Genomic DNA, 13,233 nt, shown 5'->3' on the forward strand with positions numbered 1-13,233 from the left:
ATTGCGTAAACTCTCGCTTGTAATTAGATAAAAAACATTATTTAATAACAGAACTTACTTTTCTATAAGAGTTGTATTCATGGTTGATCTGGCATTTACCCAGAGCTTAATTTATTCTACTGAAACTCTTGTTTTTACTATTCTTGCATTACTTCTTTCTGCTTATTATCGCGGCTTTAATCATCAATACGTTAAATTTTGGATGCTTAGTTTATCAGCCCTAGCGATTAATCAATTAGCGCTGGCCTGCCAAAGTATTTTTCACGATCAACAGATCGGTAGCTTAGTTGACATAACGATCACGCTAGTTCAGCAAACCAGTAATTACTTATATTTATTATTTTTGATGTTGGGGATATATAGCGCGATAAAACAGGAAAGAATAGCAGCTAAGTTACTTTATATAAGTATCGTCATAGTAATGTCGCTAGGTGCTATAGCGACATTAATGTATGGTTTTGATAGTCAAAGTGTCTTTAATCGTTTTTACTTGCGAGAAAGTTTGGCTGCCTTTATTTTTGGCTGTGCCTTTATTGCGGCATCATTTTTTATATATTCATCTAATGTTAAACATTTCTCAGGAAAAATATTACTCGCCTACTGTAGTTTAGTCGGCATTCGATTTGTCGCTTATTCATTCGCTTCCATTGTGTCACTAACTGATGATTGGTTTCGTCACCTTACCGAATACTTGTTATATATCGATATGGGCATCAATACCATTTTAGGCTTTATTATGTTGATATGGCTGCAAGGTGCGGAAAGAAATGTCGCTTCCACAGCAATCAACCGGGCAAAATATTTAGGCAAACATGACTCTTTAACGGGAGTATTAAATCGTGAACAAGTACTTGAGAAGTTAACGAATGAGATGAGTATTGCTGACAATAAAAGCCAAAAACTATGTATTTATTTATTGGATATTAAACGTTTTAAGTTTATTAACGATACTCATGGTTTAAAAGTTGGTGACTTGATTTTAGGTGAAATAGCACGTCGGCTTAATCAAAGTTTACTTAAGCCTAAAGTGGTTGGCCGCCTCAGCGGTGACTCCTTTATGTATGTTATTGATTATTCTAATACACATCAGCAATTGACGGCAGCAGAACATATACATGCGTTAATTGCTCGGCCCTATGAAGTGGCTCAGCAAGAAGTACATTTACAATGTAGCGTAGGTTATTGTAACTTCCCTCAGGATGGAGATAATGCAGATGACTTGTTACAGAAAGCGAATTTAGCATTATTTCAAGCCGAGAGCCAAAATATTCAGACCGTTAAATTTGAAGCGGGTATGCAGTCACAAGGACGACGTTTATTGGCAATGGAAAAAGCAATTCGCAGTGCCATTACTAATGAAGAGTTTATATTACATTTTCAGCCACAATTAAATTTAAAAAATAATCGCTTAGAAGGGGCGGAAGTCTTAGTGCGTTGGCAAAATCCGGACAAAGGTTTATTGGCACCGGGGCAATTTTTTGATGATATTGAAGCATTGAATTTATACAGCGAACTCGATAACTATGTTTTAGAGAAAACCTGCCAAACGATTGCAAAATGGTATAAAACTTATAAACGACGTGTGCCATTAGCAATTAATATTACTGCAGTAGAATTTCAGGCGCCTAACTTTGTTAGCAATATTCAATACTTATTAATAAAGTATGAGATCCCACCAATTTATCTTGAGTTAGAAGTTACCGAAAGTGTTGTTATTACTGATATTGAATTAGTGATGAAAACAATTGTTATATTGCAAAATATGGGTATCAAGGTATCGATTGATGATTTCGGTACGGGTTACTCTTCTCTAGCATATTTACGTAAGTTACCTATAGATAAGATAAAAATAGATCGAAGCTTTATTATGGAAGTTGCAACTAATGATTCTGACTTAACCATAGTGAAAACCATGGTGGAATTATCACACGGTTTAGGTAAGCGTGTATTGGCTGAAGGCGTTGAAACCCAGCAACAGTTACAGTTATTGCGCAATATAGGTTGTGATGCTGTACAAGGCTACTTTATCAGTAAGCCGATAAGTGAAGAAGAGTTTACTAAGTATTTAAAGCGTAAGTAATCTAAGCTCAGATAACTTATCCAGAGTTTAGGTTACTTAAGCTCTTTTATTTCTATTGTTGCTTCTCGGCTCTTGGCTGCAGTGCCTGTGTGCTCTAAATAGTGTTGCCAACGTTGCTGATACTCATCGGCTAATAACTGTAAGTAATCAGCACTATAGATATCGCTATGGTTGTCATCAAAAATAAATCGGTAACCATGTTGAGCAACCGATTCGATTGTTAATAGCTGCACTTGTTTTTTATGAAATACTTGAGGTACAGAGCCTGCGTTTTTGCCTTTGCCGTGAGTAGGAGCAAACACGCGTAAGTATTCAAAGCTTAATTCAATCGCTTTGCTGCTGTCTTTTTCGGAATTTTCATCAAATATCGATAAAGTTGCAGTCGCTCTGTTAACAACAAAGCGTTTAATTTTACTCATGTTTTACTCCAATATCTCTTTTATTTAGCTATAAAATAAAGCGACTTAGGTCTTCATCTTTCACTAATTCAGATAAAATTCCAGCAACAAACTCAGCGTTAATAACTATGCTTTCACCTGTGCGATCATTGGCAGTGAATGACAGCTCTTCGATTAGGCGTTCCATCATCGTATGTAAACGACGGGCTCCGATGTTTTCAGTGCTTTCGTTAACTTGCCATGCGGCATTGGCAATGGCTTGAATACCATCTTCACTAAATGAAATATCAACACCTTCAGTGGCCAATAAAGCAATATACTGCTCAGTTAAAGACGCATTAGGTTCAGTTAAAATACGTACAAAATCATCTGTAGTTAATGCTTTTAACTCAACACGAATTGGCAAGCGACCTTGTAATTCTGGAATTAAATCAGATGGTTTGGCCATCTGAAAAGCACCAGAGGCAATAAACAGTATATGATCAGTTTTAACCATGCCATGTTTAGTGCTAACGGTAGAGCCTTCAACTAAAGGAAGTAAGTCTCGTTGCACACCTTCTCTTGAAACGTCAGGGCCTGAGCTATCGCCGCGTTTACAAATTTTGTCAATTTCATCAATAAACACAATACCGTTTTGCTCAACAGCATAGATTGCTTTTTCTTTGATGTCGTCTTGGTTAACGATTTTAGCTGCTTCTTCTTCTTGCAAAGCTTTGAATGCATCTTTAATTTTTAGCTTACGTTTTTTTGTTTTTTCACTCGACATGCTTTGGAACATGTTTTGTAATTGTGAGGTCATGTCTTCCATGCCCGGAGGAGCCATGATTTCAACGCCCACTTGTGGTGCAGCTAAGTCTAATTCAATTTCTTTATCGTCAAGTTGGCCTTCGCGTAACTTTTTGCGAAATACTTGGCGAGTTGAGTTATTTTCTGGTTGCTCATCATTGCCAAAGCCATCTCGTGCTGGCGGAAGTAATACATCTAAAATGCGCTCTTCGGCAGCTTCTTCAGCTAAGTGCTTAACACGAGCCATTTCTTGCTCTTTCGTCATCTTAATTGCCATATCAGCAAGATCACGAATAATAGTCTCGACTTCTTTACCCACATAACCTACTTCAGTGAACTTAGTTGCTTCAACTTTAATAAATGGCGCGTTGGCTAGCTTAGCTAAACGGCGGGCGATTTCAGTTTTACCAACCCCTGTAGGGCCGATCATCAGAATGTTTTTAGGGGTAACTTCTGCGCGCAACTCTTCATTAAGTTGCATTCGACGCCAGCGATTTCTCAGAGCAATGGCAACGGCACGTTTAGCATCGCTTTGGCCAACAATATGGCTATCAAGTTCGTGAACAATTTCACGTGGTGTCATATTTGACATATTAATTTCCTTACAAATTGGCCGTTATAGCTCATCAATTACGTGTTGTTGGTTGGTAAATACACAGATGTCGCCGGCAATTTTTAATGATTTCTCAACAATTTCTTTTGCAGAAAGTTCGGTATTTTCAAGCAAAGCTGTAGCGGCTGATTGAGCAAAGTTTCCACCACTGCCAATGGCAATAAGATCGTGCTCAGGCTGAACTACATCACCATTACCGGTAATGATTAGTGATGCCGTTTCATCAGCAACAGCTAATAAGGCTTCTAATTTTCGTAGTGCACGATCACTGCGCCAATCTTTTGCTAATTCAACAGCAGCTTTTGTTAAATGCCCTTGATGAATCTCTAGCTTGCTTTCAAAGCGTTCAAATAGGGTAAACGCATCCGCTGTGCCGCCGGCAAAACCTGCTAGTACTTTGCCATTATATAAACGACGCACTTTACGAGCGTTGCCTTTCATTACTGTGTTGCCAAGAGAAACTTGACCATCACCACCAATGGCCACTTTGCCATTACGTCTGACTGAAACAATAGTAGTCACAATTAACCTCTTACATTTTGCCCACTAAGGTAGTGGGCTTGTCTAATGTAGTTTAGATAAGGGGTAGCTATAGCTTTTTCAAGGGAGCTATGACGAATTTATCAGATTTTTTATTATAGAAAGGTGACAATAAAGCCCTAGAATAGGGCTATGTTAAATGACTGAGAGTGATAGAAGTTGGCTAATCCCAGCCCCAAATTTTACAGCCGTGAACAGCATTGTTTTTCAATTTATGTTTGTCTTTTTCAGCATTGCGCTTTTTAGTGTATGGTCCCAAGTAAACTTTGTACCAAGTCGAGCTCGTACCAACAGATTTACTGACTTGTGCTTCTAAGCCGGTAAAGGCAATTTTTGCTTTTAATGATTCGGCCTGTTTACGCGTTTTAAATGAGCCACATTGCATTTTATATGGGCCTCTTTGTTTTACTTCGTATTCACCTACTTCAACTTGTTTGCTTTTTAAGTCATCAACGTAGGTCCACTTTTCTTCTGGTGGTTCAGGCAGTTCGGTGGTTTTTTTCGCTTTATGCACTTTAGGTGCAGCAACCGTGTCGGGGGCTACATCTTTGATGCTCCAGAGCATATAGCCAAAGCTAGGGATAGCAATCACGAGAAAAGCCGCAATTAGCTTCACTTTTAATGGTGTTCCTGCGACCTGCTCAGCATTTTTTTTATATGGACTTTGTTTTTTATTTTTTGCTCGAGAGCGAGAAACGTAATCTTGATGTGCCATGGAAAACTTTATACTGGAAGACTTTCGCCAATTCTAACCAACTGGTAAGAAAATAGCATCAATTGATATCACTTTATTTTGTTATTAAAACAACAGCAACATAGTGTTAACTACCAACTTAAGTCGACAGGGTCGATATCAATAGACCACCTTACTTTTGAATGCCATTCATTTGATGCACTATGATAGATAAGTTTAAAAACTGCTTGGTGAAGTTGCTTTCTAGATTTTGCTTGTAAAATTAAATGAAAACGAAACTTACCGGCTTTTTTCTCCATTGCGGCCGGTACGGGGCCAGCAAATTGACAGCCTTCAAGCGGTGTTTCAGTCATTGCACGTAAAAACTTTTCTGGATAAGAGGGGTAGTTTGCTTCTGCTCGGAACAACGCTTGAAAGCTGAATGGTGGCAATAATGCTTGTTGCCGCTCTATCAGTGCTTGTTTAGCAAAATGTTGATAGCCGTTATGAATTAAATCTTGCAGCAAGGGATGATCTGGGAAATTACTTTGCACCATTACTTTGCCAGGCTTACTGGCTCGTCCTGCTCTACCTGATACTTGTACCAGCAGTTGCGCCATATGCTCTGCTGCACGAAAGTCATAGCTAAATAAAGCGCCATCAACATCAAGTACCGCAACTAAAGTAACATCTGGAAAATGATGACCTTTGGCTAGCATTTGCGTGCCAATGAGCAGTTGATGTTCTTTATTAGCCACTTCCGTTAATAACTTAGCTAAAGCCCCTTTTTTACGTGTACTGTCGCGATCGATTCGTACTGTTGAATAGTCAGGAAATAGTGCGCTAATTTTTTCTTCTAATTGCTCGGTACCTTGCCCCAATGGTTTAATACGAACGCTACCACAACTCGGGCATTGCGGTGGAATACGTTTTTGACTGCCGCAATGATGACAAATCAGTAACCCTTGTCCTTGGTGAAGTGTATAAGGCTTATTACAGCGCTGACAATCAGCAACCCAATGACATTCTTGGCAATTTATTGCTGGCGCATAACCACGGCGGTTAAGAAATATTAACGCTTGCTCGCCGCGAGCTAAGGTGTTTTTAATTGCTTGTTTTAACGTGCCAGAAAGCCCATGTTCCATTTGTTGTTGTGCAACATCGATCAGGCTTATTTTTGCTGTTGAGGCATTGCCAGCGCGTTTGCGTAATTGATGATAATGGTACTTACCTGTTAAAGCGTTATGCAGTGACTCAAAGCTTGGTGTGGCACTACCAAGCATAATGGGTATATTTAGCTGCCTTGCGCGCAAAATAGCAATATCGCGTGCGTGATAGCGAAAGCTATCTTGTTGCTTAAATGAGGCGTCATGCTCTTCATCAACAATGATCAAACCTAAATCGTGCAGTGGTGTAAAAATAGCGGAGCGAGTGCCAATAACAATGGCTGCACTTCCACGCTGTGCGGCTAACCAGGTTTGCAAGCGTTCTTTGTCGTTTAAGCCCGAGTGGTGCAAGCTTATTGGCACATTAAATCGTTGTTCAAAGCGGCTTAAGGTTTGCGGTGTTAGGCCAATTTCAGGCACTAATACTAACACTTGCTGACTTTTTGCTAATACTTGTTCAATGGCTTGTAAATATACTTCAGTTTTACCGCTACCAGTAATGCCGTCGATTAAATGACATGAAAACTGAGCTTGCATTTCTTTCATGGTAGCGACAATGATAGCTTGTTCAGCCGAAAGCTCTAATCTGTTTGCCTGTTGTAAGGCCTGTGCTTGCCATTTAAATAATGTTGCGGCTCGTGTTTCACTATAAATAAGTTGTTTTTTCTCAAGCGCAGTTAATTGTGCCTTATTAAATCCCAGTGTTAATAACTCGGACCAGGTCATACCTTGGTGCTGCTTAATAAAATTTAGCAGCTCTGCTTGTTTAGGTGAGCGTTTGGCTATTGCCTTTTGTTCTGCTTCATCTACGTGAGCTTTTGCCAACCAAAATTGTGGTAATTCGATGTCAGGTTGTTTTATTTGTCTTAATAAAACCGGTAATGCTTGTTGAAATACATCACCAATGGGATGGTGGTAATAATCACTACAACGTTGGATAAAGTTAAGTAGAGTAGGCGAAAAATGAAAGTCATCATTAACACGACTCAGCACCGACTTTAATTTATCAATAGCGTATTCTGTACTTTCATCTATCGATAAAACAATACCAACTACTTGACGGGCGCCAAAGGGAACAATAACACGCTCCCCCAGCTGTAACGTTTTAGCGGCTAACTTTGCCGGTACTTTATAGGTAAATAATTGGCGCATAGGTACCGGAATGGCAACCTGTACATAGATATCTGTTGAAGTTACTGGCAAAAAATTGGTCATATAAAAAGAAAATGTTACAGCTATTCTACTGCTAAATAGCACAATGCCAAGTGAGAAAATAAGGAGAAAAGTCTTTTTATAAAATAAAGTAGTAAATTGCTTGTTTTTTTAGCGGTTTTTATTGCTATGCGGGTGGGGATCTTATAATATTCGCCTCCATTATTTTTAACTCGTATGGTGCTTGGCAGCAATAATGACTGATCAAGTGGCGATACGGCCTTAACAGAGGTTTCCCATGAAAGACGGTATTCATCCAAATTATGTAGAGTTCAAGGCAACTTGTTCTTGTGGTAACGTTATTACAACTCGTTCAACTGTAGGTAAAGACTTACACTTAGACGTATGTTCAGAATGTCACCCATTCTACACTGGTAAGCAAAAAGCTGCTGAGACTGGTGGTCGTGTTGATAAATTCAACAAGCGTTTTGGTGCTCTTAGCAAGAAGTAATTCTGCTAAATTACCAGAAGAAAAAAGCACCTTAGGGTGCTTTTTTTTTAGCTAAATTAGCTTGAATCACTTATGTAATAACGAGCTGCTTATGTTTTTATACTTTTCAGAAGTTATTTTTACTTTTCTTTAAACCCTTTTCCTGCATACTGCATCTAACTTAGTAATATAAGCAAAACATCGAGAATTCACTTTTTGGATAAGTTAAAAATTATTGATGCCAACGAGCGCTTTAGCCCAGATATTGAATCCCAGTGGATAGCGCAAGCACAACAGGGAGATCAGCAAGCATTTCATCGTATATATGAGAATTATCATCGTCGAATTTATGCCTTATGTTGGCGTATGCTGGCTGATAAAGACAGTGCAGAAGATGTTTGTCAGGAAGTTTTTGTACAATTATGGCAAAAAATTAGTAATTTTCGTGGTGAAAGTAAGTTTTCAACTTGGTTGCATAGTGTCGCAAGTAACATAGCGTTAGGACATATCCGCAAAAATAAAACTTGGCTTCAGCGTATTTTTAGCATCGAAGATCAGGTTGTCGAAGATGTTGCCGTTGATATGCCGCAATGCTCAAATTTAGATAAGAATATTCTTAAGTTACCTGAAAGAGCGCGCTTGGTATTCGTATTGTTTGCTATTGAAGGTTATCGCCATGAAGAAATTGCTAGTATGTTAGGTATGGCGGTGGGCACCAGTAAAGCTCAATACCATCGAGCTAGAGGTTTATTACGCGAGTCATTGAGCGAGTAGAAGATGAAAGAAAATAATATTACCGATAATAGTGCGGAAAAAAACTTACAAGTAGCAATCGCAAAGCTGCCAAAAGAAATATCACCAGAACGTGATTTATGGTCTGGTATTGACAGAGCGATTAACCAAAATACTAGGGTGTTGGAAAAAAACAATACCCGAAAAGTAATTATGCCAACAGCTTGGGCTGCATCAGTGGTCGCTGCGGTATTATTAACTTGGATAACTTTAGGCCCTGAATTATCAACAACACAGCCATCGATAAATTTAGTTGCAGAAATTCAACATAATTTTCAGCAACAGAAGCAGGCTATGCTGGTTAATTTTGGTACGCCAGACATTAAACAATTGCCGATAGCTATGCAGGCGGAGTTAATCAAGCTCGCATCAGCACAAAAAACGATTAGCAAAGCCCTTGTAGAAGATCCTAATAATAGTGATTTATTAAACTTATTACGTTGGACTCAGCAGCAAGAGTTAGATTTATTAAAACAATTATATAGTCCGCAATGGCAAGAGATTTAGTTGTTTATAGTTATTATTGAATATGAAACAAGAGGTTAATATGGGAAGCTTACGTAATTATTTACCACTAGTACTTTTTATCACAGCAACCACAACTATCGCTGGAGAACGCATTGATGAGTCTATGCCATTAGGTAGCATTAAAAATGTCACCATTGAAAATTTACGTGGTGAGGTAACCGTTACCGGCACTAGCGGTGATACCGTTTCGGTGATGGGAGAGCTTGATGATAAAGCGCAAGGTTTAACCTTTGAAAAGTCAGGCTCGCGGATCATTATTAAAGTTGAGATACCTCAAGGTAACCATAATGACTGGGGTAATAAAGGCTCTGAACTTAGCATTAAAATTCCCCAGCATGTTCGTATTAGCTTTAAGGGGGTGTCATCAGACATCAATGTCAGCAAGTTCACTCATGGTACTGAAATTCAAACGGTGAGTGGTGACATTAATGCTAAAGACTTACAGCAACAAATAGAATTAGCGACCGTAAGTGGCAATATTGACAGTAATAACTTAGCAGGAAAAGTACGTCTTTCCTCGGTGAGTGGTGACATACACGATCGTAACTCAAGTGGCAGAGCTCACTTTAAAACCATCAGCGGTAGTCTAAGCTCAAGCTCTAGTGCCAATGAAATTTCAGCCAACACCGTTTCAGGAGATATTGACCTACGTTTAGCGGATATTGATGAGTTAATTGTTTCAACGGTCAGTGGCGAATTTAATAGTCAATTATCGCTTAATGACAACGGTTTATTAAAAATGTCTAGCGTTAGCGGTGATTTAACCGTCGACTTTAAAAATGAAGTGCAAGCGAGTTTCGATTTAAAAACCAATGCTGGTGGACATATTATCAATCGACTAACCTCAGCAAAGGCAAAACGTGCAAAATATGGTCCTAGCGCTAAATTATCTTTTGAAACAGGCAAGGCAAATGCTTCAGTAAGAGCTAGTACAGTTAGTGGTAGCATAGAAGTTAAATAACCTAAGCTGCTAAACGCGTTATAGACATGATACTTAAGTGTTTAGCAGTGACTTTTTTGTTTAATTAATGTTTGAAAGTGGTAGGTCACCCTTATTTAACTTAAATATCAACAGTGAAATTCAAGGTGTTAAGTGGCTTACCGTCGGGGCTTTGGATTTTAGCAAAGTAAGAAGCCAGCATTTAAATCCATTCCTAGTTTATTTAGCCTTTTACATTGCTCTCAGTGGTAAGCAACAGATTATCATTACGATGACTGTTAGGCTAAGCCGTTCTGTTTCGCTGAGCTCTGAGCGTTACTATTAATATATTTCTAGCCTAGATTGGCTTAATAATAGTTTTCTTTTTCATTTTTCTTGGCGGTAATTTCTGCTACATTAGCTCTCTTTATTTTCGAATAATTTTAAATACTAAAAAGTGCAATAGTTGCACGTTTAAGTAGAGATTATCGCCAAGCATTTAAGGTGTGATATGGCCGATCGTAAGCCCGCCAAATTTAGTAAAAACAACCAGTTTCCTCGAGACAAACAAATTGATGAGTTAAAAGTTCCGCCACATTCATTAGAGGCAGAACAATCAGTGCTAGGTGGTTTATTATTGGATAATGAAACCTGGGATCGTGTCGGAGAGCGCGTTGTAGCACAAGATTTTTATAGTCGTTCACATCGTATTACCTTTGAAACCATTGGAGCGTTAATTGAGTTAGGTGAGCCGGTAGATTTAATCACCTTATCTGAAGCGCTTGAAAATGATCAAAAGCTTGACGACGCTGGTGGCTTTGTTTATCTCGCTGAAATGATGAAAAACACGCCAAGTGCCGCCAATATCACCGCTTATGCAGATATTGTTCGTGAGCGAGCTGTTACGCGTGAGATGATCAGCGTTGCCAATGAAATTGCTGAAGCAGGCTATGATACACAAGGGCGTAGCAGTGCTGAATTACTCGATTTTGCCGAAACTAAAGTATTTGCTATTGCAGAGCAGCGGGCAAATAAATCGGAAGGGCCTGAAAATATTAGCTCGGTTCTAGAGAAAACCGTTGATCGTATTGAGAAGCTATGCGCCTCACCAACAAATGGTGTTACCGGCGTTTCAAGTGGCTTTACTGATTTAGATAAAATGACGGCGGGATTACAAAAATCTGATCTTATTATTGTCGCTGCTCGACCATCTATGGGTAAAACGACTTTTGCGATGAACTTGGCTGAGCATGCAGCAATGACGGAAGACAAGCCAGCACTTATTTTTAGTTTAGAGATGCCTTCAGAACAGTTGATGATGAGGATGTTAGCTTCACTTGGGCGTATCGACCAAACTAAAATTCGTACCGGTCAATTAGAAGATGAAGATTGGGCACGATTATCGTCGACCATGGGATTGTTAATCGAAAAAGGTAAAATGTTTATCGATGATGCTGCGGGATTAACACCCACAGATGTCCGATCACGAGCACGACGAATTGCGCGAGATCATGGTGGCATCAGCATGATCATGATCGATTATCTGCAATTGATGCGAGCGCCACAGTTTTCTGATAATCGTACCTTAGAAATTGCTGAAATATCACGTTCATTAAAAGCGTTGGCCAAAGAACTAGAAGTGCCTGTTGTTGCACTATCTCAGTTAAACCGTGGCTTGGAGCAACGTTCTGATAAACGTCCAATAAACTCAGATTTACGTGAATCAGGTTCAATAGAGCAAGATGCTGATTTAATTATGTTTATTTATCGTGATGAGGTTTATCATGATGACTCTGAATATAAAGGTATGGCTGAAATAATTATTGGTAAACAGCGTAATGGCCCTATTGGTAGAGTACCTTTGACTTTCCAAGGGCAATTTTCACGCTTTGATAACTATGCTGGCCCGCACGTACTTGATGAAGATTAAGCATAAATGACCTTACGTACTGCTACGGCGGTAATTGATTTGCATGCGCTTAGCAATAATTACCGTTTTATCCAATCGCTTGCGCCTGATACAAAAATTTTAGCTGTGCTTAAGGCTAATGGCTATGGCCATGGTTTGGAGCGTATTGCGAAAGCCTTACCTAATGCCGATGCCTTTGGTGTTGCACGTATTGATGAAGCGCTCGCACTTAGAGCGGCAGGTATTGAGCAACCTATTGTCTTACTTGAAGGTTTCTTTGCTGCTGAAGATATTGCTATTCTGGCGGCGAATAACTTACAAACCATAGTACATAACGAGCAACAGCTTGCAGCAATTCTTCATGCAAGGTTGGAAAAACCGTTAAAAGTGTGGTTGAAAATTGATACCGGTATGCACCGGTTAGGTATTAACCCTGAGCAACTAGAGCAATTTTATCTCACGCTAAGTCAATCAAAAAATGTTCAACAGCCGATAGTATTGATGAGTCACTTAGGCTGTGCTGATGAGAGCAAAAATTTAGCAACGCCAAAACAAATAGCACTGTTTAATGAACTTACCGGCCACTTTTCCTTAGAAAAAAGCTTAGCCAATTCGGCTGGCGTTTTACTTTGGCCTGAAAGTCATTATCAATGGATTAGGCCAGGTTTATTGTTGTATGGTGTTTCACCTCTGCCGATTGAACAGCAGGTAAAGGGGATCGCACCTGTAATGACCTTGCAGTCAAGTTTGATTTCTGTGCGAAATATCGCAGCTGGTGAGGGAGTTGGCTATAGTGGCGCTTGGATTAGCGAAAGAAATACCACGATAGGTGTGGTTGCCATTGGTTATGGTGATGGTTATCCGCGCCATGCACCTAATGGTACACCGGTGCTGATTAATGGCCGTCGAGTGCCGCTGATTGGCCGAGTATCAATGGATATGATCTCAGTAGATTTAGGTGTTCAAAGCAAAGACAAGGTAGGTGATATTGCGACGTTATGGGGGAAAGGGCTACCGGTGGAAGAAGTCGCGATATTTGCCACCACTATTCCTTATGAATTGTTGTGTAATATTTCTCGCCGTGTACATATTCAGCTCACTAACGAGTCAGCATAAAAAATGGGTAGACACCTAAATGTGTTTACCCATTTTTCTTTGTTAATAGATTACTTAACTGAGGTTGGGAG

Annotated in this window: 12 protein-coding genes; 7 read left to right on the forward strand and 5 right to left on the reverse strand. The window is 39.4% G+C overall.

Annotation, left to right across the window (positions count from 1 at the left end; genetic code table 11):
* Positions 1–79 precede the first annotated feature (79 nt).
* Positions 80–2,080, forward strand: coding sequence for a putative bifunctional diguanylate cyclase/phosphodiesterase (locus tag B0169_RS11720; protein WP_077286175.1), 2,001 nt, complete (start codon positions 80–82; stop codon positions 2,078–2,080).
* Positions 2,081–2,112: 32 nt separating this feature from the next.
* Here the strand turns inward: B0169_RS11720 and B0169_RS11725 are convergent, their stop codons facing one another.
* The 5 genes from B0169_RS11725 to priA all read right to left on the reverse strand — a co-directional run bounded on the left by B0169_RS11725 (position 2,113) and on the right by priA (position 7,471).
* A complete protein-coding gene (locus tag B0169_RS11725; RefSeq protein ID WP_077286176.1) occupies positions 2,113–2,499 on the reverse strand; it encodes a gamma-butyrobetaine hydroxylase-like domain-containing protein in 387 nt (128 codons plus the stop codon).
* Positions 2,500–2,527: 28 nt separating this feature from the next.
* Positions 2,528–3,856, reverse strand: coding sequence for an HslU--HslV peptidase ATPase subunit (hslU, locus tag B0169_RS11730; RefSeq protein ID WP_077286177.1), 1,329 nt, complete (start codon positions 3,854–3,856; stop codon positions 2,528–2,530).
* A gap of 24 nt (positions 3,857–3,880) precedes the next feature.
* On the reverse strand, positions 3,881–4,399 hold the full coding sequence (hslV, locus tag B0169_RS11735; protein WP_077286178.1) for an ATP-dependent protease subunit HslV: 519 nt from the start codon (positions 4,397–4,399) through the stop codon (positions 3,881–3,883).
* Positions 4,400–4,580: 181 nt separating this feature from the next.
* Entirely contained in the window at positions 4,581–5,132 is a 552-nt protein-coding gene (locus tag B0169_RS11740; protein ID WP_077286179.1) for an SPOR domain-containing protein, read from the reverse strand.
* 110 nt (positions 5,133–5,242) lie between these two features.
* Positions 5,243–7,471 carry a primosomal protein N' gene (priA, locus tag B0169_RS11745; protein WP_077286180.1) on the reverse strand — a complete coding sequence of 743 codons (2,229 nt, stop codon included), beginning with the start codon at positions 7,469–7,471 and terminating at the stop codon, positions 5,243–5,245.
* 235 nt (positions 7,472–7,706) lie between these two features.
* Between priA and rpmE the strand changes: the two genes are divergently transcribed.
* From rpmE to alr, 6 genes are all read left to right on the forward strand, one after another.
* The gene (rpmE, locus tag B0169_RS11750) at positions 7,707–7,919 is read left to right on the forward strand and encodes a 50S ribosomal protein L31 (protein ID WP_077286181.1); all 213 of its coding nucleotides are present in this window, start codon (positions 7,707–7,709) and stop codon (positions 7,917–7,919) included.
* Positions 7,920–8,114: 195 nt separating this feature from the next.
* Complete coding sequence (locus tag B0169_RS11755) at positions 8,115–8,672, forward strand: RNA polymerase sigma factor (RefSeq protein ID WP_235838556.1); 558 nt, start codon at positions 8,115–8,117, stop codon at positions 8,670–8,672.
* 3 nt (positions 8,673–8,675) lie between these two features.
* Positions 8,676–9,197 (forward strand): hypothetical protein, encoded by a 522-nt coding sequence (locus B0169_RS11760; protein WP_077286182.1) that lies wholly within the window; start codon positions 8,676–8,678, stop codon positions 9,195–9,197.
* A 40-nt stretch (positions 9,198–9,237) separates the two neighbouring features.
* The gene (locus B0169_RS11765; protein WP_158077085.1) at positions 9,238–10,179 is read left to right on the forward strand and encodes a DUF4097 family beta strand repeat-containing protein; all 942 of its coding nucleotides are present in this window, start codon (positions 9,238–9,240) and stop codon (positions 10,177–10,179) included.
* A gap of 469 nt (positions 10,180–10,648) precedes the next feature.
* Complete coding sequence (dnaB, locus tag B0169_RS11775) at positions 10,649–12,067, forward strand: replicative DNA helicase (protein WP_077286185.1); 1,419 nt, start codon at positions 10,649–10,651, stop codon at positions 12,065–12,067.
* Positions 12,068–12,073: 6 nt separating this feature from the next.
* The gene (alr, locus tag B0169_RS11780; RefSeq protein WP_077286186.1) at positions 12,074–13,162 is read left to right on the forward strand and encodes an alanine racemase; all 1,089 of its coding nucleotides are present in this window, start codon (positions 12,074–12,076) and stop codon (positions 13,160–13,162) included.
* Positions 13,163–13,233: the final 71 nt, after the last annotated feature.

The organism is Cognaticolwellia aestuarii, from assembly GCF_002000025.1.
In the GTDB taxonomy this organism is placed as follows: Bacteria; Pseudomonadota; Gammaproteobacteria; order Enterobacterales; family Alteromonadaceae; genus Cognaticolwellia; species Cognaticolwellia aestuarii.

What these genes read in the sequence shown, in the direction of transcription:
- B0169_RS11720 (WP_077286175.1), top strand. Translation starts at nt 80, where the DNA reads ATGGTTGATCTGGCATTTACCCAGAGCTTAATTTATTCTACTGAAACT.
- B0169_RS11725 (WP_077286176.1), bottom strand. Translation starts at nt 2,499, where the DNA reads ATGAGTAAAATTAAACGCTTTGTTGTTAACAGAGCGACTGCAACTTTA.
- hslU (WP_077286177.1), bottom strand. Translation starts at nt 3,856, where the DNA reads ATGTCAAATATGACACCACGTGAAATTGTTCACGAACTTGATAGCCAT.
- B0169_RS11740 (WP_077286179.1), bottom strand. Translation starts at nt 5,132, where the DNA reads ATGGCACATCAAGATTACGTTTCTCGCTCTCGAGCAAAAAATAAAAAA.
- priA (WP_077286180.1), bottom strand. Translation starts at nt 7,471, where the DNA reads ATGACCAATTTTTTGCCAGTAACTTCAACAGATATCTATGTACAGGTT.
- rpmE (WP_077286181.1), top strand. Translation starts at nt 7,707, where the DNA reads ATGAAAGACGGTATTCATCCAAATTATGTAGAGTTCAAGGCAACTTGT.
- B0169_RS11760 (WP_077286182.1), top strand. Translation starts at nt 8,676, where the DNA reads ATGAAAGAAAATAATATTACCGATAATAGTGCGGAAAAAAACTTACAA.
- B0169_RS11765 (WP_158077085.1), top strand. Translation starts at nt 9,238, where the DNA reads ATGGGAAGCTTACGTAATTATTTACCACTAGTACTTTTTATCACAGCA.
- dnaB (WP_077286185.1), top strand. Translation starts at nt 10,649, where the DNA reads ATGGCCGATCGTAAGCCCGCCAAATTTAGTAAAAACAACCAGTTTCCT.
- alr (WP_077286186.1), top strand. Translation starts at nt 12,074, where the DNA reads ATGACCTTACGTACTGCTACGGCGGTAATTGATTTGCATGCGCTTAGC.